This window comes from Cohnella cholangitidis (assembly GCF_014107495.1).
Taxonomy (GTDB): Bacteria; Bacillota; Bacilli; order Paenibacillales; family Paenibacillaceae; genus Cohnella; species Cohnella cholangitidis.
Genome location: NZ_CP041969.1, coordinates 3,727,518 through 3,746,779, shown reverse-complemented (window position 1 = coordinate 3,746,779; position 19,262 = coordinate 3,727,518). Strand labels below are relative to the sequence as shown.

Genomic DNA, 19,262 nt, shown 5'->3' with positions numbered 1-19,262 from the left:
TCCCGAACCCTTATGGCCTCTCTGCCAAGGGAGTTCGGGACGGCCGTTCGGCCGCTAAAGGAACTAGTTTGAATTGATGAACTTAGATTTCTCTAACAGTCTGTGAACGAGGATGGCGGTCTCCGCCCTGGTGATTGAGCTCTTAGGCATCAATTTCGAATCGTTACCCTTAAGCAGCCCCTTGTCTATGGCCGCAGCCATTGCTTCCTTCGCCCAGCCACTGACGGAATCCCTATCCTCGAACGGAGCTAAAGCGGTTGCCGTCGCCGAGTCATCCAGGTCGGCGCTTAAACCCGTTAACCGCATCGCGCTCGCGATCATCGATGCCGCTTCCTCTCGGGTAATGGCCTGATCGGGATTGAAGCGATCTCCCGTTCCTCCCTTGACGATGCCGTACTCCAGCGCTTTCCCCACGGCTCCCAGATACCATGCACCCGAAGGAACATCCTTGAATCGGGCCGCCTCTCCCTGATCGGACAAACCTAGCGCTCTCACTAAGATTGCCGTGAATTCCGCTCGGGTGATCGCCGCCGAAGGATCGTACCGATCGCCCCGTTTGCCGCTCACGACCATGCGGGAAGCGAGGTCGTTCACCTCGGCCTGCGACCAATGCCCTTCTACGTCGCCGAAGGCGACGGGGTGCCAGATCAGGGCATACTTGCTATTCGTTAAGCTTCGAATGACCGCTACGCTCTTGCCGTCCCTATCGGCGATCAAAGTCGGTACGTGCCTAACCGATCCGTCCGCTTCTAACACGACCGCCGTCGTGATCCGATCGGCGCCGGCGCCTGCGGAAATCGGAATCGTTCTTTCCACGTAAGCGCCGAACTTATCCAATTCCGCTTCTCTTGCTCCGTATGCGGCGGTAATCCTGAATTCCACGGGCGATCCGATCAACCGCAGATTCGCGAACTCGGCCACGCCGAGCTGCGTAATCTCGATACGGAAGGTCACTTTAGCCGTGTCGCCCGCTGCGCCAAACCGCCCGGTTAAAGAATCGATTGGCACAAGGGCCGCCGGCAGCCTATAGCTTCCGTTGGCAGTGCGGATCTCCAGAATCGCTTCCTTAGCCCCCAAAGCTTGAACGACGTCTCCGGTCAACTCCAGAACGACCGCGTTCGAGCCGGGAGTTTCCGATGCGATGACAATGGAAGGCGTCTCCTTTTCCTTGGCCAGCCTCTCCAAGAAAGCCGCCGTATTTACCGTTAAGATTAACCGGTTAGAGCCATTCTCTACAACCGATCTTTCCGATACTAGCCCCTTCAGGGCTTGTCCGCTTATGGACACTTTCGTGGAGGGCTCCGCGGGCGCCTCCGGCGCAGATCCAGGTCCGGATCCGGATCCGGTTCCAGGGTTAGTTCCGGGAACGGACGGAGCGGTTGCCCTGGTTACGGAAATCGTATATTTATTGCTCGTCCCATCCTCTGCCCTCACGCCCAGCTCGATCCGGTTAATCCCTTCAACTAGCTGCAGCTGCTCGCTCGGCTGCCCTCCGTTCAATAGAATAGGCCCCTTGGTCGGATCGTTGGAACTTCCGTATACGCTCGCCGTCACGCTTGCGCGACTATCGTAAGTGGCAGCCGTAACCGAGACCGATGTTACATCGTAAGCCACGTTTACCCTGTAGCTCGACGTTTCCCGCGCGAACAAAGGATCCAGCCCGATAAGCACGTTATTGTTCGACTTTAAGCTAAGAGAACCTAACGTTGCGTCATCTCCAGGCACTACCGCTTCCGCCGCGCTTGAGAATCTCCAAGTCGTATCGTCCGAAATTCCCGCGTAAGCATTGCCCGCTTCATCCGCGAAAGCTCCCGGTTCGATCCGTACGACATAATCGGACGACCGATTCCACGGAACCGTCGGACTTATCGTTACCGTGGAGCCCGAGACCGTAACCTTATTCGTATCCGTCGCCGCAATCGTCTCGAATAAACTGCCATCCGAATTTTTAACGATAATATATTTACCCGCAACCGGCGTTACGTCCTCGTCAAAGCCCAAGGTCAACGGCTTATGAACGGGGACATCCGCCGCATCTTGCAATGGCGAATAGGCGTTAACCGTCGGAGCGGTCGTATCCGGACCGGGGATCCATTTCGCGAAGAGAACGACGTCGCTTGCAGGCATGATGAGGGTGGACCCCGCCGCGTAATCCGTTCCTTTCCCGTCCCGTTGCGTGTTCCAGCCTCCGAACGTAAATCCCGTTTTCTCCAATGCGTCCGTATTTCCCAGAACTTCAGCCATTTCATCTACCCAATATTCATAAGAATCAATGGGAGGTTCGCCTCCGGTCTCTCCGTTGCCCTCATAGATAACGACATAGGTGGGGACCGGTAACATCTTAACCGTTTTCTTCTGATAGGCGCTTTTCTTGCCCGCCTTATCCTTCACGAGAATCGCGAAATGGTACGTTTGTCCGCCGAATAATCCCGTTATTTGTTTCGTGTTAATATTAGCCTCATAGGCACCGAGCGGGGTTCCGCTGGATTCGATCGCGCTGACCGTCCCCGGATTACTGCTCGCAACGCGATATATCCGATATTCCAGTTCATTCTGCTTGCTTAGATTATCGGTCGCCGGCGTCCAAGACAGGGTAACCGCCGTTTGCGTAATATCGGCAGCGGTAATCGCCGGGTCGACGATGGTAGGAGACGTCAAGTCCGCCACGGATTTATTGATGACGGGAATCCGACGCTCCTCGGCCGTGCCGTCGCCCAGTTCCCCGCTCGCATTAAACCCCCAGACCCATACCGTTCCGTCTTTTTCCATCGCGATCCCGTTAAAGCCGCCGGCGCCGAGCATTTCGATGTCCGAGAGCGTCGTGATCTCCACCGGCGTATAACGCCATTCCCACGTTCCGTCCCCGATCTGGCCTTGCGTATTCACTCCCCAAGCCCATACCTTCCCGCCATTCGTTACGGCGTAGCTATGGTTACCGCCGCCTACGACGGCCTTGACGTCGCTAACTAGACTGGTCTGAACCGGCGTCAGTCGATCATAACCGGTGCTGTCGCCCAGCATTCCCCAAGTATTTCTTCCCCAGCTCCATACGGTTCCGTCTTCCTTGACCGCGAGACTGTGGTTATTGCCCGCGGACACCGACTTTACGCCGCTAATGCCGATCTGTTGCGGCGTAGAACGCGAGATCTTCGTCCCGTCGCCCAATTCTCCGTATTCGTTATTCCCCCACGTCCAGACGGTTCCGTCGGACTTCACGGCGAGGCTGTGCCAACCGCCGGCGGCGACCGCGACTACGTCGTCCAGACCGGCTATTTTAACGGGAGAATTCCGTTGAATCGTCGTACCGTCCCCCAATTCCCCGCCGCTGTTCGTTCCCCAAGCCCATACGTTGCCGTCGTTGTCGATAGCCAGGGTATGGTAACCAATGCCTGTCGATAACGACTTGACTCCGCTTGGAATTCCCGTAATTTGAACCGGCTCCGTTCGGGTAATCGTCGTTCCGTCTCCCAATTGGCCGTTACCGTTCATTCCCCATGCCCAAAGCGTGCCGTCTTCCTTTATCGCGTAACTGCTTCGGATGCCGGTCGCGATCGACTTCACGCGATCCAGATTTTTGACTTTTACCGGCACGTTCTTCCCCGAAATCGTGCCTATTCCCAGTTGTCCCTCCGTGTTCTGTCCCCAGCCGTATACGGTTCCGTCCGTAACCAGCACAAGGCTATGATAGTAGCCGGTAGCGATCCGGGGAGCCACGACGTATTCCGCCGCCGCGGTCGTCGTTTTCATCTGAATGAAAGGTATCGCCCCGAGTAGTACGGCGAAACACATAAAAAGTCTAATGAAGCGTTTCATGATCATCCCTCCGCGAAATCTGTCATTCCTTGTCCACATACTCCCTTCCATTGTAGGGAGAGAAACTCCGGAAATCGATTTACTAAAGTTAACTATCCAAAAAAATTCCGTTGCGCATGACAAAAAGACGCTTTCCCGTAGAGGGAAAAGCGTCTTGCATCTATGCCGACAATTATCGATATAATTCCATAATCCGATGACCGTACCACATGAACGCGGATAATACGCCGGCCAGCAGCAGGTAAGCCGCGAGCACTTTCCACTTCACGGAAGCAGGCGCTTTATAATAGGTCCGGAAGTGCCGGATCTCGACGTCGAGCAGCTTGATTCTCTCGTCCGCCTTTTCTATCGCGTCTTCAAGCAGCCTGGAAGGAATCGGGCGCGAAGGGTCGGCCTCCTCGTATTGCACCGGTTGATGCTCCCACTCTTGAATAAGGGAAAGGGCCATGCTTGCGTAGCGTTGATCCATTTTCGCTTGGTCGCGGGCAAGCCGCTCTTCATCGTGCAAGAACGGAATGAGCCGCTTGGGCATGCCGGCTTCCTTCTGCTTGGCGGCGTCGGCTTGGGACGATAAAGTTTGTTTGATCGTCCAAGTACTCGACAGATTCGGCCATTGCAGAATGGCGGAACGGTACTCGGCAAGCTTCTCCCTTTCGTAAGCCATCACGGAGCCTTGGTAATTTTCCTTGGCGCGACTCCACCAAGAGAACAGACCTATCAAAATAATGAAGAACAAAAACGGACTCGGAGAAATCGCGACGACGACGCCCAATGCGAGCAGTCCGACGAACCAGATTTTCGTCGAGAGCACGGAGACGATTCTGCCCCCGTCTAACGGAGAAATCGGAATTAAGTTAAACAGGTTAAGGAACGCGCCTAGGAAAACGACTAATGCCCAGAACGGTTCCCCGGTCGTCTCGTACAGCACGACGGCAGGCAGGAACGAAATCAGTCCCGCAAGCGGACCGCCATAAGCCAAATAAGCTTCGGTGGCCGCATCCCGCGGCCTCTCCTTCATGGATACCATGGCACCGACGAACGGGATGAAGAAGGCCGGAGACATCGGAATTCCCTTGCGCTTGGCGGCGATAAGATGTCCCATCTCGTGGACGAATATCAAATAAACGAGGGCAACGCCGAATTTCCATCCGTAGATAGCCGCGTAAGCCCCCAAGCTTACCATCATAGAAATGAACGTACCGCCGAATTTCGTCCATTTCAGCAACGCGATCGCCCATTTGAATTTCGCTAACAGAAACACGCCGATACCCGCCAGCAACGATCGGCTTTTGGATTTATTCACGTTGAACTTCCTCTCTTAGATCCGCTTAAATAGTGCGTCATCGTTTTATTATCCCATTTTATACGTGTTTGAATTAGAGCGGGTTTCGTCGACTTTGAAATCGAAGCTTTGCCAGTAGGCCGCTCGTGTGCTACACTAACGGTAACTTACGGGAACGGAGGGTTACGTGTGATAGACTACATCCGAGTTAGATCCTTGCGCGGCTAATTGAATAGCGCTTAAGGCTCTGCCTGTGTGCAGAGGACTCAGGATTGGTCTGTCCTATAACCCCTATAGATCGGCGATCGAACGGCTATGCTCGGAACGGATAATGGATAACGGGAGAAGTCTCGTTGTCCGGTTTCCGGCATTGTTTCGTTCGTTCACCGTAGGCGTAGGCATGATCGGCAAGCTTCGGCGACTATCGCCCGCTTGCGCTTATTTCCTTACCTCTCATCGTCTTACGACCGCACAGGCAGAGCGCTGCCTGTGTTTTTTATTTTGTTCGTACAGACTGGAGGATATCGAATATATGAACCGATTACAACGCGAAAAAGCAATAACCGTAGGGGTGCAACTCAATCATCGCCCCGACTTTACCGGAGCCATGGCGGAGCTCCGCAGCTTGGCCGAAGCCTGCGAGATCGACGTCGCGGGAGAGCTTGTGCAGAAGGCCGAACGGGTGAATCCGTCCTTATACATGGGAAGCGGAAAGATCAAAGAATTAAAGGAATTAATGGCGTCCGTCAGCGCCGGCACCGCGATCTTCAACGATGAGTTGTCTCCTTCCCAAATCCGCAATCTCGAAGCGGAGCTCGACTGCCGGGTCATCGACCGGACGATCTTAATTCTGGATATTTTCTCTAGCCGGGCCCAGACAAGAGAGGCCAAACTCCAAGTCGAAGTCGCACGCTTGCAATATATGCTGCCCCGTTTGGTCGGGCTTAGGGAATCGCTAGGCCGCCAAGGAGGCGGAGCCGGCCTTAAGAACAGGGGCTCGGGCGAGACGAAGCTGGAGCTCGACCGGAGAAGGATCGAAGATCGGATCGCGGCATTGCAGGCGGACTTAGAGAAGCTGGTTGCCCGGCGGCATGTCCAACGCAAGCAGCGACTCAAGAACGAAGTTCCCGTCGTATGTCTGGTCGGCTACACGAACGCGGGAAAATCGAGCTTAATGAATGCCCTGGTGAAGAAATTCAATCCCGGCGCGGGCAAGGAGGTGTTGGCCAAGGATATGCTCTTCGCCACCCTGGAGACGTCCGTGCGGAGCATCGAGCTGCCCAACCGCAGGTCGTTCCTCTTGGCGGATACGGTCGGATTCGTGAGCCAGCTGCCCCATCATTTGATTAAAGCCTTTCGCTCGACATTGGAAGAGGTAATCGAAGCCGACTTGCTGCTGCACGTCATCGACTGCTCCGATGCGGACTTCGAGAGTCGAATCCATGTAACGAACGAAACGTTGCAAGAGCTTGGCGCGGGCGATCTTCCTGCGTTGCGCGTGTACAACAAGACGGATTTGACCGAGCGTTCCTATCCGAAGATAGACGGCAACGAAATCTATCTCTCCGCGGAGAATGGCAGCGGAATAGAGGATCTCGTTCAACTCGTTAGCGAACGGATCTTCAGCGATTACAAGGAGTACGAAATCGTAATTCCTTATGACCGGAGCAAGCTGGTGTCCTATTTCAAGGAGCGCGCCCACGTTCACGCCATGAGTCACGAGGAAGACGGAACCCGTCTAACGATGACGTGCCGCGAAGCGGATTATGACAAAATTAGCGGCGGTTATGGTTTTCTAAGTTAATCAATACAAGGGGCTGTCCCAAGTAGGTTGTGAATAGGTTCTTACCTTAATCGATAAAAAAAGAGGGGATGTATCTCCTGTAGGAGCGACAGCGTTTGCCTCCCTCAACGTGATCGTGTTTACTCGTATTTACTCGCTCATTCGCAGGATTTCATCCGTTACTTTGCAACGAGTGATAATACGAAGTGTTTGGCTGGAGACAGTTAAGACATTGTGGTCATAGTGAAATAAGGGAAATGTGGTTTTCCCATAGTCTTCCTTTTTATTGCACTACTCCACCGACATCCTTGAGGTTGTCCCTCCCATGTCTCAACGGGTCATTAGCCCTTACATTCCTTCGTAACACCTTTCAAGGGGATGGAGTCCGACAATGCTTTAAAAACGGGTCAGAGCCCTTTAGGCAAACGTAGTCGGTACTTCGTGCCTTTTTGGAATCCTGCGAATGAGCCAATAAGCGAGCTTTTTTATGCGATGTTCAGAACGCGGTTTACATTGTACGGTATGTTTTGTCGTGCCATTGCAACGAGTATGCGAGCGAGTTTCCCAATTAATCTCATGAGTGATTGCATGGCACTCATTTTCTTTACATGTTTGTTGTATTGATGCAGCGTCCGGAATTCTGGATTCACAGAAACCATGTTCATTACAGTCAAGAAGAGCGTTTTTCGAAGTTTGGGCCGGCCGCGCTTGGTCACCTTTACTTTGCCTTTTATCGTACCGGAACTATTTTCGGATAAGTGTAGACCAGCTAATCTTAACAATTGCCTTCCATGTTCGAATCGACGTAAATCACCTGCTTCGCTGTACAAGGTTGCTATGGTAATATCGCTGATTCCCGCTATTACTCGAAGAGAATTTGTCATTGGGATGTCTGAGATAAGTGTACTCATCTTTTCTTCTATCTTAGAGAGTTGCTGTTTGAACAGCTCCAGTTGCTTTAGGAGTAAATCGATACTGAGGCGAGCTTCTTCTAAGCAACCCGGTACCGCCGAAGTTCGCTTAGCACACTCAAGCAAAGTAACTGCTGTTGAATGATTTCCGGCGCGTTTAAGGTGTTGTTTCCAGCTTGCAACAATATCCTGTACCGTTAGCCCACATAGGTCTGACGGAAGCGGAAATAAGGCTAAAGTTGCGAGAGCAGTTTTACAAGTCACGTCTTTAAATGCCAGATGAAACTCCGGAAAGTACATGTCCGTCCAACGGTGGATTTGATTAGTTACACTCGAGAACTGCTTCACTACAAACTCTCTACAAGTCGATAGTTGACGCAGAGCGCGATATTGATCCGGCAATAGGTGGAGTTCCGAGTAGTAACCGTTCTTTACCATGTCAGCAATGACAAGGGCATCTTTAATGTCATTCTTCGTTGGAGAGTTATCTCTGTTTTCTTTGTTACGTTTAACTTGAAGCGGATTGACGAGCACGAGTTCCATATGGTTTTCCTTAAGCCAAAAAGCTAAATTGAGCCAGTAATGTCCCGTTGGCTCTACCCCTAAAATAACGCGCGTTTTATTAAACTGAAGTTTGAGTGATTGAACCCATGCATGAAGTTTTTGAAAACCGTCTAAATCGTTAGAGAAGACAAGATGTTTTCCGCGTTCGATTCCGCGAAAGTCCGTAGCACGTGCAACATGGTTGAATTTTGCGATATCGATCCCGATGATAAGGTGGTCACCGGTAATTCTTTCAATGCGTTGATTTTGTTTCGCAGCATGTTTAAACTTCATAAGAAGAGCACCTTCCTTGTGATGTGTTAGGGTTGTCTAGGCCCCCCACCATCATCATACGAAGGTGCTCGTTTTCTTTCAAACTCCAAAATTAGCGCCATACAGGAATGCTTTGGAAATCGTGAAATTCCCTTGCTAAGGGTTTATCGAATCAGATTTCACGATTTCCAAGCAACCGGAAGGAGATACATCCCCGCAAAAACTTTAATCGATAGAAATAACTAAGAGGATGTCCCATAAGTAAAAAGGGTCGTACGAAAGGATGATCGATAGAGAATGTTGCCGTGCATGTATCTCCTTACGATGCTATACGGTCCCGAAACCTGAATAGGTAAACCCGTAATAAGGTCATTTCAGGACCGTATGAGGCAGTCTCCAGAAGATACATGCACTTTTTCTTAATCGACCATTTTGTACGACTCTACTTATGAGACAGCTCCTTCCATACCAGTAGCACGCGTTACTTGTCGACGATCTCCGAGTCCACGTCGATGACGTCTTGGCTTTTCAAAGCCTCTTCTCCGAACAGGTCCTTCAATTTATCCTTCGCCTTCAGCTTGACCTCTTGATCGATGCTCATCGCGACCGCTCCGAGAGCCAAACCCAGCGCGCCTAGATCATCTACGTATCCGATAGCGGGAAGGAAGTCCGGCACCAAGTCCACGGGCAGGATCAAATATCCCAAAGCCCCGTATATTTGCACTTTTGCCTTAAGCGGAGTCTTCGGGCTTTGCACGGCGTAGTAAAGCAGCAATCCGCTGTAAACGACTTTGCTTCCCGCTTCCTTGGCGCTCTTCTTCAGCTTGGCCCAGAACCCTTCGTCGGAATAATGTTTCTCGTATTTCGATTCGCTCATCGTTTCCACCCCTTTCCTTTCAAAATTCTACAACCGTCGCGCAATCCCTGCACGGGGAATTGTCAATCAATTCATCCTGAACGCGACGCCTTTCAATGATATAATTGTGGAATCGAATAACGACGAACCTCATTCGGGAGACCTGTAAATGATACCTACTTATGAATTGGACGACGATCAATGGAATCGGCTTGTCCAAGACGTAGCCGACCATTTCGGCGATGTTACCCTGAGCAGAGGGTTTCAGTACTATAAACAAGGCTGCGTAGTGAAGCTTACGCTTCCCTCTCAACGGACCATAAAAGCGGTTGTGGAAGGATCCGAGTACTATCAAGTCGAGATCGATCTCGATAGTCTCTCGGCCAGCCGGTGCAATTGCCCCGTCGGCAGGAATTGCAAGCATATGTTTGCCGCGATATTGAAGTATGCCAATTTGCATAACCGGTCTATACACACGCTGGTTAACGCTAAGACGACAGCCCTCGCGAAGCCGCGAGACGATAATGCCTCTTCGGCGAAATCCTATAACCAAGCCAAGCAACTCGCGGCGAAGAAAGCCGCGGAGAGCTATGCGCAATTGCAGCAGCAAGCGCAACGCATCCCTCATCTGAGCATCTCGGAGTGGCATGCGTGGTTCGAGCTGGCATCGGAACGAACGCTGCAAGGCTCGCGCAATACCCAGTTCGTTACCGACTCGTTGGCTGCTATATTCCGTTACAAGCCTTCGCTGCCATCCGAGATCGAGCTCTTTTTCATCCTGCATGCGCACATGTTCGTATTATCGAGATTAACGAAGAAGCCGCAGGATCAATCGGGATACGTCTATTCTTATCTCGCCTTTCATGCCCATCATGCGGCTTCGGACTTGCAAACGACGATCGAGCAAGGGATTATTCAGCTCTCCCCCGCCGCCGCCGATCCCGCCAACGCCCGAATGGTGCAGCAGAGTTTATCTTACGTACGCAAGGAAATGTTAGCGGAATCTAACGAAAACCATTATTTTCTCGCTCACTACTTAAGCATCTGGAGCCGCTGGGCCGTTCCGGCCATCCGCGAGTCAAACCTCTATGAGATGGAACTGCGGTCGCTGGATGAGAATGCGAACGAGCTTGGCTCATCCTTATCCCCGTTTGCATGGAAGGTGGCCCAAGCCGGCATTCGCTTATACGAATCCAAAGATTCGGAAGCCTGGATGCTGCTTCATGACGCCAAGAAAACGTCCGAGATCCCCGGCGAATATTTATTATCCTTCTTAGCTTATCTCTCCCGAACGGAGCAATGGAATCGATTAACGGCATGGTTGCGCGAAATCGCTCCGTTGCTTAATTTGCGCCGGGAGGCGAGCATTCGTCCCTACTCGGAATACTGGGAGCAAGCCGTGCGCTATTTGCCCGAAACCGAGCAGCAAATGTGGGACGCTCTTGTCTCCATGCTCCCGCACTCGCGCGCCTTATACGAGGAAAAGCTGCTGTCGAACGGCAAGTGGGAACGTTGGATGGACTTCCACTTAAGCATGGACAGCGATCCTCTCGACTTCCGCGCGACCGATTTGCAGCCGCTGGAGAAGAATGCTCCCGAGGTGCTCATTCCTTTCTATCATCAGGCCGTCGAACGATATGTGCTCGTTAAAAACAGGGACAGCTACAAAGCCGCGACGAAGCTGCTGAAACGTCTGGCCAAATTGTACAAAAAAATCAAACAAGAACCGCGATGGGAACAGTTTCTCTCTTCGTTTATTGTCCGGCATAGCCGGCTTCGCGCGCTGCAAGAGGAGCTCAGGAAGGGGAATTTGCTGCCATGACGACGAGCGGGTTTACGGAATCCATTCATATTCAAATCATCTTCGACGGTCAAGGCAACGCCCTTATCCACGGTTCCTATAACGAACATACTTATGCTGCCGGAGTTTCTCTCAAACAGGCGCTGTTCGCCTGGCATGAACCGTCCTTCTACGGTACGGAGCTGGAAGTCCGCTACATCGAAGGGCTAGAGCTCGTCCTGCTTCCGGCGGAGATGGTCATTCCTTTCTTCGCGGAGGCTAAGCTTCTACGGCACATTGAATGGGTATGGAGCGAAGTGGCCGAACAGCTGCTTAGGGCTGCTCCCGTTCTTGCTTCTTGCCTGCAAGAAAAGCGCTATATTCCCAGCTTCGAAGCTTTCCGGTCGGGCAAGCTGCAATGGAATTGGGACGAAGAGGCGTTAACCCCCGACGAACGCGCCGTCTTAGAGGCGAGCGAGGGGCAGACCGACTTCATCGAAGGGGTGAGAGCGGCTTTCTCCGCTGCCGTCTTTAACCGTCATTACGGAACCGAAGCCGCCGCTTCCGATTTAAGGCGGGAATATCCGCTGCTGTTCGCTCGCAAAAAAACGGACAACGCAGGCTTGGACGAACGCGAATGGTTAGTCGCGATCGGTTGGAAAGCGGACTATGCTCCCTTCCGCCCGGCCCTGCAGCTGCTTGAGCCCGACGAGGGGCAATCCGCTTGGCGGATTCGACTCATCCTACAGGATAAGCGGGATGCGTCGGAGATCTTCGGCGCGCGAATGACCGCGGGCGGCGAAGTATTCGGTTCATGGCCGAGCTCGTGGACGGCGCACGTGGCGCACCGCTCCGCCAATTGGTTGGAGAGGCTGCGGGCAAGCTTGCCCGATGACCGGTTTAACGGAGCACGGGACGATATTTTCGCCGAAGAGCTGGACGACGAAGCCGCATGGCGATTCTTGACGGCGGACAGCCAACGTCTGTTGGAGGCCGGTTGGCAAGTGTTGTTGCCCGCATGGTGGGAAACCGCCAGCCGGAAGAAGCCTCGTCTTCGCGCCAAAGTAAGCTCCGATGAAGGCGGCCGAACCGGCGGATCGTTGTTCGGGCTCGACTCCCTCATCGATTTCGATTGGCGGATCGCCATCGGCGAAGTCGATCTTACCGAAGCGGAATTCGCGGAGCTCGTTGCCCGGAACGTCAGGCTCGTTCGCTTCCGCGGGCAATGGATTCCGCTCGACCCGGCCTTGCTCGCTCAGATTCGCAGGGCAATGGCGTCCGTGGACAAGGAACAAGGACTTTCCTTCCAAGACGTTCTGCAATTGCACCTGCTCGGGAATGAGGGCTTCGTGGCGGACAATCCCGGCGACGCGGCCGAGAACGAGGAGGAGCAGACGGAGCGCATCCGGCTTGAGATCGAGCTGAACGAGCATTTGATCAAGCTGATCGGCCAGCTCAGCCAACAGACGGAGCAACCGAACGTTCCGGTACCCGCCGGACTCCGCGCCGAGCTGCGCCCATACCAGCAGGAAGGCTTCTCTTGGCTGAGCTTCCTGCGGCGTTTCGGGCTGGGCGCCTGTCTCGCGGACGATATGGGGCTCGGCAAAACCGTGCAGCTCATTGCTTACTTGCTGCATATTCAAGAAGGCGCGTCCCCGGATTCGGCCGGCGGCAAGCTTCCGTCCCTGATTATTTGCCCGACGTCCGTTCTCGGCAACTGGCAGAAGGAGATAAGCCGTTTCGCCCCTTCCTTGAAGGTGATGCTTCATTACGGAAGCAGAAGACTAAGCGGAGAAGATTTCCTCGAAGAAGCCCGGCAAGCCGACGTCGTACTGACTTCTTACGCGACCTGTTCTTTAGACCAGGAGACGCTTCAAAGCCTGACTTGGACTTCCATCAGCTTGGACGAAGCCCAGAACATCAAGAACGCCCAGACCAAACAATCGACCGTCGTCCGAAGCTTGCCGGCGAAGCACCGCATCGCGCTCACCGGAACCCCGATCGAGAATCGGTTAGCTGAACTATGGTCCCTGTACGATTTTATTAACCCGGGTTATCTCGGCAGCTCCCGCGAGTTCAACGCCCGCTTCGCCGCCGCGATCGAGAAGGACAAGGACGAGCAAAGCACGAACGATCTGCAAAAGCTGATCAAGCCGTTCATGCTGCGCCGCAAGAAGAAAGATCCGGCTATCCAGCTCGATCTGCCCGACAAGAACGAAATGAAAACCTATGTTCATCTGACGGCCGAACAGGGAGCGCTCTATGAACAGACGGTCAACGAGTTGATGGAGAAGATGCAAAAGCTGGAAGGCATCGAGCGTAAAGGAGCTATTCTAGCTGCGCTAACCCAACTGAAGCAGCTATGCGACCATCCGATTCTGCTGACGAAGGAAGCGTTGCCCGAAGCTATATGGGGAGAAACGGAGAAAACGGAACCGCCGTTCGATACGGAAACGCTCATCGGCCGTTCATCGAAGCTGGAGCGTCTGCTCGCCATGGTCAAGGAGCTGCGGGAGGAAGACGAGCGTTGCCTGATTTTCACCCAGTACATCGGCATGGGGCAGATGCTGAAGCTCGTCCTGGAGCAAGAGCTCGCGGAGCCCGTGCTTTACTTGAACGGAAGCACGTCCAAACAGGCGAGGGACCGCATGATCGAGCAGTTCCAATCGACCGCGCAGCCTCCCTCCCCCGAACAGCCGAACGTGTTCATCTTGTCGCTCAAAGCCGGAGGAGTCGGCCTGAACTTAACGGCGGCGAATCATGTCTTTCATTTCGATCGCTGGTGGAATCCGGCTGTCGAGAACCAAGCGACGGATCGCGCTTACCGCATGGGTCAGACCCGGGACGTGCAGGTGCACAAATTCATTTCTCTCGGCACGCTCGAGGAACGGATCGACGAAATGCTGGAGAACAAACAGCAGCTGAGCGAAAATGTCATTTCCTCGTCGGAAGGCTGGATAACGGAGCTGTCTACGGACGAGTTGAAGGATCTCTTCACGTTGAGGCGAGACATGATCGGCTGACGTGCGCGGCAATCATTCAGGAACCTGTCGGGACTAGAACCGACGGGTTTCTTTGTTGTGCCGTTCTCTCCCTCTCCGCGAAATACCGGACGATAAAGTCCCGAAACGTACGGGCCGCCAAGGAAAGGTAACGTTTCTCGTGCCAGATGATCCGGAACTGTCGTTGACATGCCGGATCCTCGATCGTAAGAAGATCAAGCTTCGTATTCGGGCCGCCGCAATTGCCGACGAGCGCGACGCCCAGTCCAGCGCGGACAAGACTGGCAATGGCGGCAGGCTCTTCTACCCGGCAAACGAAATTCGGCGCGAACCCCGCGTTGCGGAAAAACTTATCGTTCATTTGCTGAAAAGGAAACCCTTCCGTATAGCCTACGAACGGTTCATCGGCTAACTCGCTTAAGCGGACGCTGTCGCGATCCGCCAATCGGTGACCCGGAGGAACGGCCAAATAGACGTCCTCGTTCAGCACGGTTATCGAACGAATTCCCGGATACTCGACCGGCATCGCCGTGAAGCCGACGTCGACGTCGCCGGTTTCGACTAGCTGCGCCATCCGTTCCATGGATGCCTGGGTAATCCGAAACTTGACTTCGGGATGAAGCGCGACGAACTCTCCCAGCGGCTCCGTCAACCGGTCCAATGTCGATGTCGCCAGATGAATGCTTCCGTGCTCCATTCCGGCAAGCTCGGAGACTTCTTTTTTCCCCTCGTCCAGAAGGGTAAGCGCCGCGTCCACTTTGTCCAAGAAGGCTTTGCCGAACGTATTCAGCCTGATCTGCCTGCCGTGGCGATCGAACAACGGCACCCCCACGTCCTCCTCCAACCGGGCTATCGTTTTGCTAAGAGCGGGCTGAGCGATGCGAAGCTCCTGAGCGGCTTTCGTCATGTGCTCCAATTTCGCGACCGTGCGAAAATACTGCAATTGCAGAAGTTCCATGCCACTCACTCCTCACTTATATACCAGAGTATATATATCATATGAAATAAGATATATTTTTGTTTATTTGCAGTTCATTATAAAATACTCCTTGCAAGGAAACAATTGCCTTCCCGGGTTGAAGGCTTGCAAAGGAGGTTCGCTACATGGAAACCCGAGTCGATTCGCCGGCGGGAGAGAAATTGATCCGTATCCTTGCCTTTACGCTTGTCCTGTCGGTCATGAGCGCGACTGTGTTCAATATCGTATTGCCCGAGATCCGCCAGGAATTCAATCTGTCGTTCGCTCAAGTCAGCTGGGTCTCTTCCGCTTTTCTGTTGATCTATGCCATCGGAACCGTCATCTACGGGAAATTGGCCGACGTCTACAAGCTCAAAAACTTGCTCACGTTCGGACTTGTCCTGTTCGCCTTAGGCTCGCTGGTCGGATTGGGCGCGCAGGAATATTGGATGGTTCTTCTAGGTAGAATGGTTCAGGCCGTCGGAGCGGCCGTTATTCCCGCAACGGCCGGGATTATTCCGGTTCGTTATTTTCCGCAGGAAAGCCGGGGGCGAGCATTGGGGATCTCGATGACGGGACTCGCCATCGGAAGCGCGATAGGCCCTGCGGTCGCGTCTCTCGTGGTGAGCGTCGTTCATTGGCGCTGGTTGTTCTGCATGCCGATCCTCACGTTGCTCGCATTGCCTTATTACCGTAAATATTTGCGCGACGAACGCGTCAAATCCGTGAAGATCGATTGGATCGGAGGAGGATTGCTCGCAGGCACCGTCGCTTTATTGCTGCTCGCGATCACGAACGGGGCGATGATGCCTGCCGCCGGCTGCCTGCTCACGTTCGCGTTGTTCGTGGCGAGAATCCGATCGGCGAAGGAGCCTTTTATTAAACCGGACCTATTCGGTAGCAAAGGGTATTCTCTTGGGCTCGCCATCGCTTTTGCAGCTACGGGCATCGGCTACTCGCTCGCTTTTCTGAGTCCGCAGCTGTTGACCCAAGTCTATCATCTGGCTCCCGGACTGGTCGGCATCGCGATGGTTCCGGCTGCGGTCATGACCGCGATCTTAGGCAGAAAAGCCGGTTATCTGGCGGATAAGAAAGGCAATCCTTTTCTCTTCTATTCGGCTTCTTCGCTCTTATTGGTCTGTTTCGCTCTATTATCTTCATTCCCCGGAGTCTCGCCGATTCTCGTCGCTCTGTTCCTTATCTTCGGCAATGTCGGGCAATCGTTCCTCTACATCGCCTTGTCCAACGCGATTTCCCGAACGTTGCCTGCGGAACAGAGCGGAGTCGGCATGGGACTGCTAGGTATGCTTAACTTTATTGCCGGCGCCGTATCGGCAAGCCTCTACAGCAAGGCAGTCGACCAAGGCGCGGGCCGGAATTGGAATCCGTTGAATTCGGTTACGGAAGCGTCCGCGTACGGCAATATTTATCTCGTTCTGGCGTTAACGCATGTAGGCATACTCCTGCTCTATATCTTTCAATTCGGAAGAACGGCTCGAAAAAGAAAAGCAAGCGAAGGGATCGGTGAGGCGATATGAAAGCAGCGGCTTTTACTTCTTATGGTCCGCCTGACGTATTAAAGCTCATGGACTTCGAAGCCCCCCAAGCGGACGCCGGACAAGTGAGGGTTCAAGTCAAAGCAGCCGGAGTGCAGCCTGCCGACGTGTCGGTCCGGACCGGCTGGGTACCGCCCGGAGCGACGGTGAGTTTCCCTCAGATTCCGGGCAACGAGTTCGCGGGGGTAATCGATCAGATCGGGGAAGGCGTCGGCGGCTTTGCCGTCGGCGACGAGGTTCTCGGCTACCGAATGCTGAATTGTTACGCCGAGTTCGTCGTCGTTAGCGTTGACCAGATTATAACGAAGCCGCATGGCACGACTTGGGAAGCAGCCGGTTCGTTGTCCGCCTCAGGGCAAACCGCTCATACGGCGTTGCAGGAATTACGAGTCGGCAAGGGCGATACGGTGTTGATTCACGCCGCGGCCGGCGGAGTCGGCTCTGTCGCGGTACAACTGGCCCGATTCTATGGGGCGACGGTCATCGGCACCGCCAGCGAGCGCAACCACGACTACCTCAGGTCGCTCGGAGCGATTCCCGCAACTTATGGCGAAGGGTTGGCCGATAGAGTGCGCTCGCTCGCCCCGAACGGCGTTCATGCCGCGCTGGATGCAGCCGGCGGCGATGCCCTGCAAGCTTCGCTGGAACTTGTCGGCGACAAGGATCGCATCGGCACGATCGTCGCTTTCGAACAAGCGGCGCGACTCGGTCTGCGCGTGATCCGCAGCCAACGGTCGGCCGTACGGCTTGCGCAATTGGCTGATCTGCATTCCCGAGGCGAGCTGCAAATCCACATCAGACAAACTTTTCCCTTGTCCCACGCCGCGGACGCCCATAGAGAGGTCGAGAAAGGACACGGCCGAGGGAAGGTCGTCCTCTCCATCGGCTAATCATAAAAAAGACATTCGCCCTCCATTGCGGTGAATGTCTTTTTACCATCTATTTCGATTAGTAGTGCCTTTGAACATTAGCTTTCTTGATCAGCCTGCGAACGGCGACGTTTCCTGCTATTACCGTTAACGAGCCGACCATGATTCCGATCGACCCCGTCGACAGCGTCGTTGCTCCCGTACTTGCCACGACCGTCCCGACCGTGGCGCCAAGGGTAATTCCGATTGCCGCAACTACCACGGTCAGCGCCTTGCCGATGCCGGATATCATTCCCGTGCCTACCGTTACCGCGCATGCTATCGAAGTCAATACTCCCGCTAATCCTAATAAGAGCATTCCGATCACCTGATTCTAGTAGATTAGATTCCTTTACTAGAATGGGCATCTATCGCAGCGTTTAAACCTATTTTGCGAACAATGATTTTTACTCCCCTACTCCCGACTTGCTCCTCTAACGCCCTTTAGATAAGCTTTGATTTGCTTTTGCATTTTGTGGGACACGGGCGCGATAACCTCTCCGTTGCTCGTTCGCAGCTTTACGATATTCAAGATGCCGTCGAACGATTCGATGCTCTCCATGTTGACGACCGTTCCCCGATCCGTACGGATGAATCCCGAATCTTGGAGCAGAATCGACAAGTCCTTGACCATGGAGATGATCTTATACTCGTCGTCATAAGAGTAGATCGTTAATTCCCCCGCGCCGTTCGTCTGCAAATAGACGATTTCCCGCACGTCCAGCATTCTATGTTCCCCGTTCGAGTTCAGCAGAGGCAGCAACATCGTTTTTCCCTCATTCGCATGTAGGATGTATACATTCGGCTTGGCCGGAAATGATACGGATAGATAGGATATTAGACTCAGATAAGTATCCAACGTCTTAATTATAGCTTTAAATGATATTAATGAATACTATAATAATCGTTTATTGTACTTATCGGCGCATTCATTCCTTCATGCCTCTTCTCTACACTTTAATCAAAGAGGTGTGGACAATGGATAACGATATTCTTAAGCTGGTCGGCCAACGGATTCGCTCGTTGCGCAAAGAACGGGAAATGTCTCAGGAGCTGCTCGGGGAAAAAGGGGGCTTCCATTATTCCTATATAGGCCAAATCGAAAGAGGAGAGAAAAACATCTCGCTTCTTAATCTCTCCAAGATCGCTACCGCGCTGGACGTTAGCCTATCCCAATTGTTTACTTACATAGACGAGGAAGAAAAACGTACGGAATCCGAAAAGGATTTGCAAGAGATCGTATCTACGCTGAGGTATCAGAAACCTGGCCAAGTGAGAATGGTGCGGAACGTTGTCCGGGAGATCTTGGGAGAGAACGAGAAATATTCGACCGACAAATAAGTAAAAAACAGGGTGTCCTATTCAGGGACACCCTGTGTCCTATTCAGGGACACCCTGTTCATATGGAATAACGGCACCGCGTGCCGCTAACTCGGAGGAACCGCCGCATTGTCGCGGAATAACGGCACCGCGTGCCGCTAACTCGGAGGAGCCGCCGCCTTGTTGCGGAATAACGGCACCGCGTGCCGCTAACTCGGAGGAGCCGCCGCCTTGTTGCGGAATAACGGCACCTGCGTGCCGCTAACTCGGAGGACCT

The 19,262-nt window shown here is 53.4% G+C and carries 13 protein-coding genes; 6 read left to right on the top strand and 7 right to left on the bottom strand.

From position 1 onward, the window contains the following. Nucleotides 1–63: 63 nt before the first annotated feature. Nucleotides 64–3,813, bottom strand: a complete 3,750-nt coding sequence (locus FPL14_RS17405; protein ID WP_182298980.1) for an RCC1 domain-containing protein — start codon at nucleotides 3,811–3,813, stop codon at nucleotides 64–66. Nucleotides 3,814–3,985: 172 nt separating this feature from the next. Then, on the bottom strand, nucleotides 3,986–5,116 hold the full coding sequence (locus tag FPL14_RS17400; RefSeq protein WP_182298979.1) for a site-2 protease family protein: 1,131 nt from the start codon (nucleotides 5,114–5,116) through the stop codon (nucleotides 3,986–3,988). 511 nt (nucleotides 5,117–5,627) lie between these two features. Here FPL14_RS17400 and hflX point away from each other — a divergent pair. After that, nucleotides 5,628–6,899 carry a GTPase HflX gene (gene hflX / locus FPL14_RS17395; RefSeq protein WP_182304032.1) on the top strand — a complete coding sequence of 424 codons (1,272 nt, stop codon included), beginning with the start codon at nucleotides 5,628–5,630 and terminating at the stop codon, nucleotides 6,897–6,899. 464 nt (nucleotides 6,900–7,363) lie between these two features. Here the strand turns inward: hflX and FPL14_RS17390 are convergent, their stop codons facing one another. After that, complete coding sequence (locus FPL14_RS17390; protein WP_182298978.1) at nucleotides 7,364–8,626, bottom strand: IS110 family RNA-guided transposase; 1,263 nt, start codon at nucleotides 8,624–8,626, stop codon at nucleotides 7,364–7,366. 460 nt (nucleotides 8,627–9,086) lie between these two features. Then, nucleotides 9,087–9,482 carry a YkvA family protein gene (locus tag FPL14_RS17385; RefSeq protein WP_182298977.1) on the bottom strand — a complete coding sequence of 132 codons (396 nt, stop codon included), beginning with the start codon at nucleotides 9,480–9,482 and terminating at the stop codon, nucleotides 9,087–9,089. Between the two features lie 148 nt (nucleotides 9,483–9,630). Here FPL14_RS17385 and FPL14_RS17380 point away from each other — a divergent pair, with 148 nt between their 5' ends. After that, complete coding sequence (locus FPL14_RS17380) at nucleotides 9,631–11,283, top strand: SWIM zinc finger family protein (protein WP_182298976.1); 1,653 nt, start codon at nucleotides 9,631–9,633, stop codon at nucleotides 11,281–11,283. Then, nucleotides 11,280–14,264 (top strand): DEAD/DEAH box helicase, encoded by a 2,985-nt coding sequence (locus FPL14_RS17375; protein ID WP_182298975.1) that lies wholly within the window; start codon nucleotides 11,280–11,282, stop codon nucleotides 14,262–14,264. Before FPL14_RS17380 ends, FPL14_RS17375 begins: the two co-directional genes overlap by 4 nt. Before the next feature lie 16 nt (nucleotides 14,265–14,280). Here the strand turns inward: FPL14_RS17375 and FPL14_RS17370 are convergent, their stop codons facing one another. Continuing rightward, complete coding sequence (locus FPL14_RS17370; RefSeq protein WP_182298974.1) at nucleotides 14,281–15,201, bottom strand: LysR family transcriptional regulator; 921 nt, start codon at nucleotides 15,199–15,201, stop codon at nucleotides 14,281–14,283. Nucleotides 15,202–15,347: 146 nt separating this feature from the next. Here FPL14_RS17370 and FPL14_RS17365 point away from each other — a divergent pair, with 146 nt between their 5' ends. Next, a complete protein-coding gene (locus FPL14_RS17365; protein WP_182298973.1) occupies nucleotides 15,348–16,739 on the top strand; it encodes an MFS transporter in 1,392 nt (463 codons plus the stop codon). Then, nucleotides 16,736–17,647, top strand: coding sequence for an NADP-dependent oxidoreductase (locus FPL14_RS17360; RefSeq protein ID WP_182298972.1), 912 nt, complete (start codon nucleotides 16,736–16,738; stop codon nucleotides 17,645–17,647). Before FPL14_RS17365 ends, FPL14_RS17360 begins: the two co-directional genes overlap by 4 nt. A gap of 58 nt (nucleotides 17,648–17,705) precedes the next feature. Here FPL14_RS17360 and FPL14_RS17355 read toward each other — a convergent pair whose 3' ends face one another. Both FPL14_RS17355 and FPL14_RS17350 read right to left on the bottom strand, forming a co-directional pair. Then, nucleotides 17,706–17,984 carry a hypothetical protein gene (locus FPL14_RS17355; RefSeq protein WP_182298971.1) on the bottom strand — a complete coding sequence of 93 codons (279 nt, stop codon included), beginning with the start codon at nucleotides 17,982–17,984 and terminating at the stop codon, nucleotides 17,706–17,708. Nucleotides 17,985–18,080: 96 nt separating this feature from the next. After that, the gene (locus tag FPL14_RS17350; protein WP_182298970.1) at nucleotides 18,081–18,431 is read right to left on the bottom strand and encodes a LytTR family DNA-binding domain-containing protein; all 351 of its coding nucleotides are present in this window, start codon (nucleotides 18,429–18,431) and stop codon (nucleotides 18,081–18,083) included. A gap of 212 nt (nucleotides 18,432–18,643) precedes the next feature. Between FPL14_RS17350 and FPL14_RS17345 the strand changes: the two genes are divergently transcribed. Further along, the gene (locus FPL14_RS17345) at nucleotides 18,644–19,006 is read left to right on the top strand and encodes a helix-turn-helix domain-containing protein (protein WP_182298969.1); all 363 of its coding nucleotides are present in this window, start codon (nucleotides 18,644–18,646) and stop codon (nucleotides 19,004–19,006) included. Nucleotides 19,007–19,262: the final 256 nt, after the last annotated feature.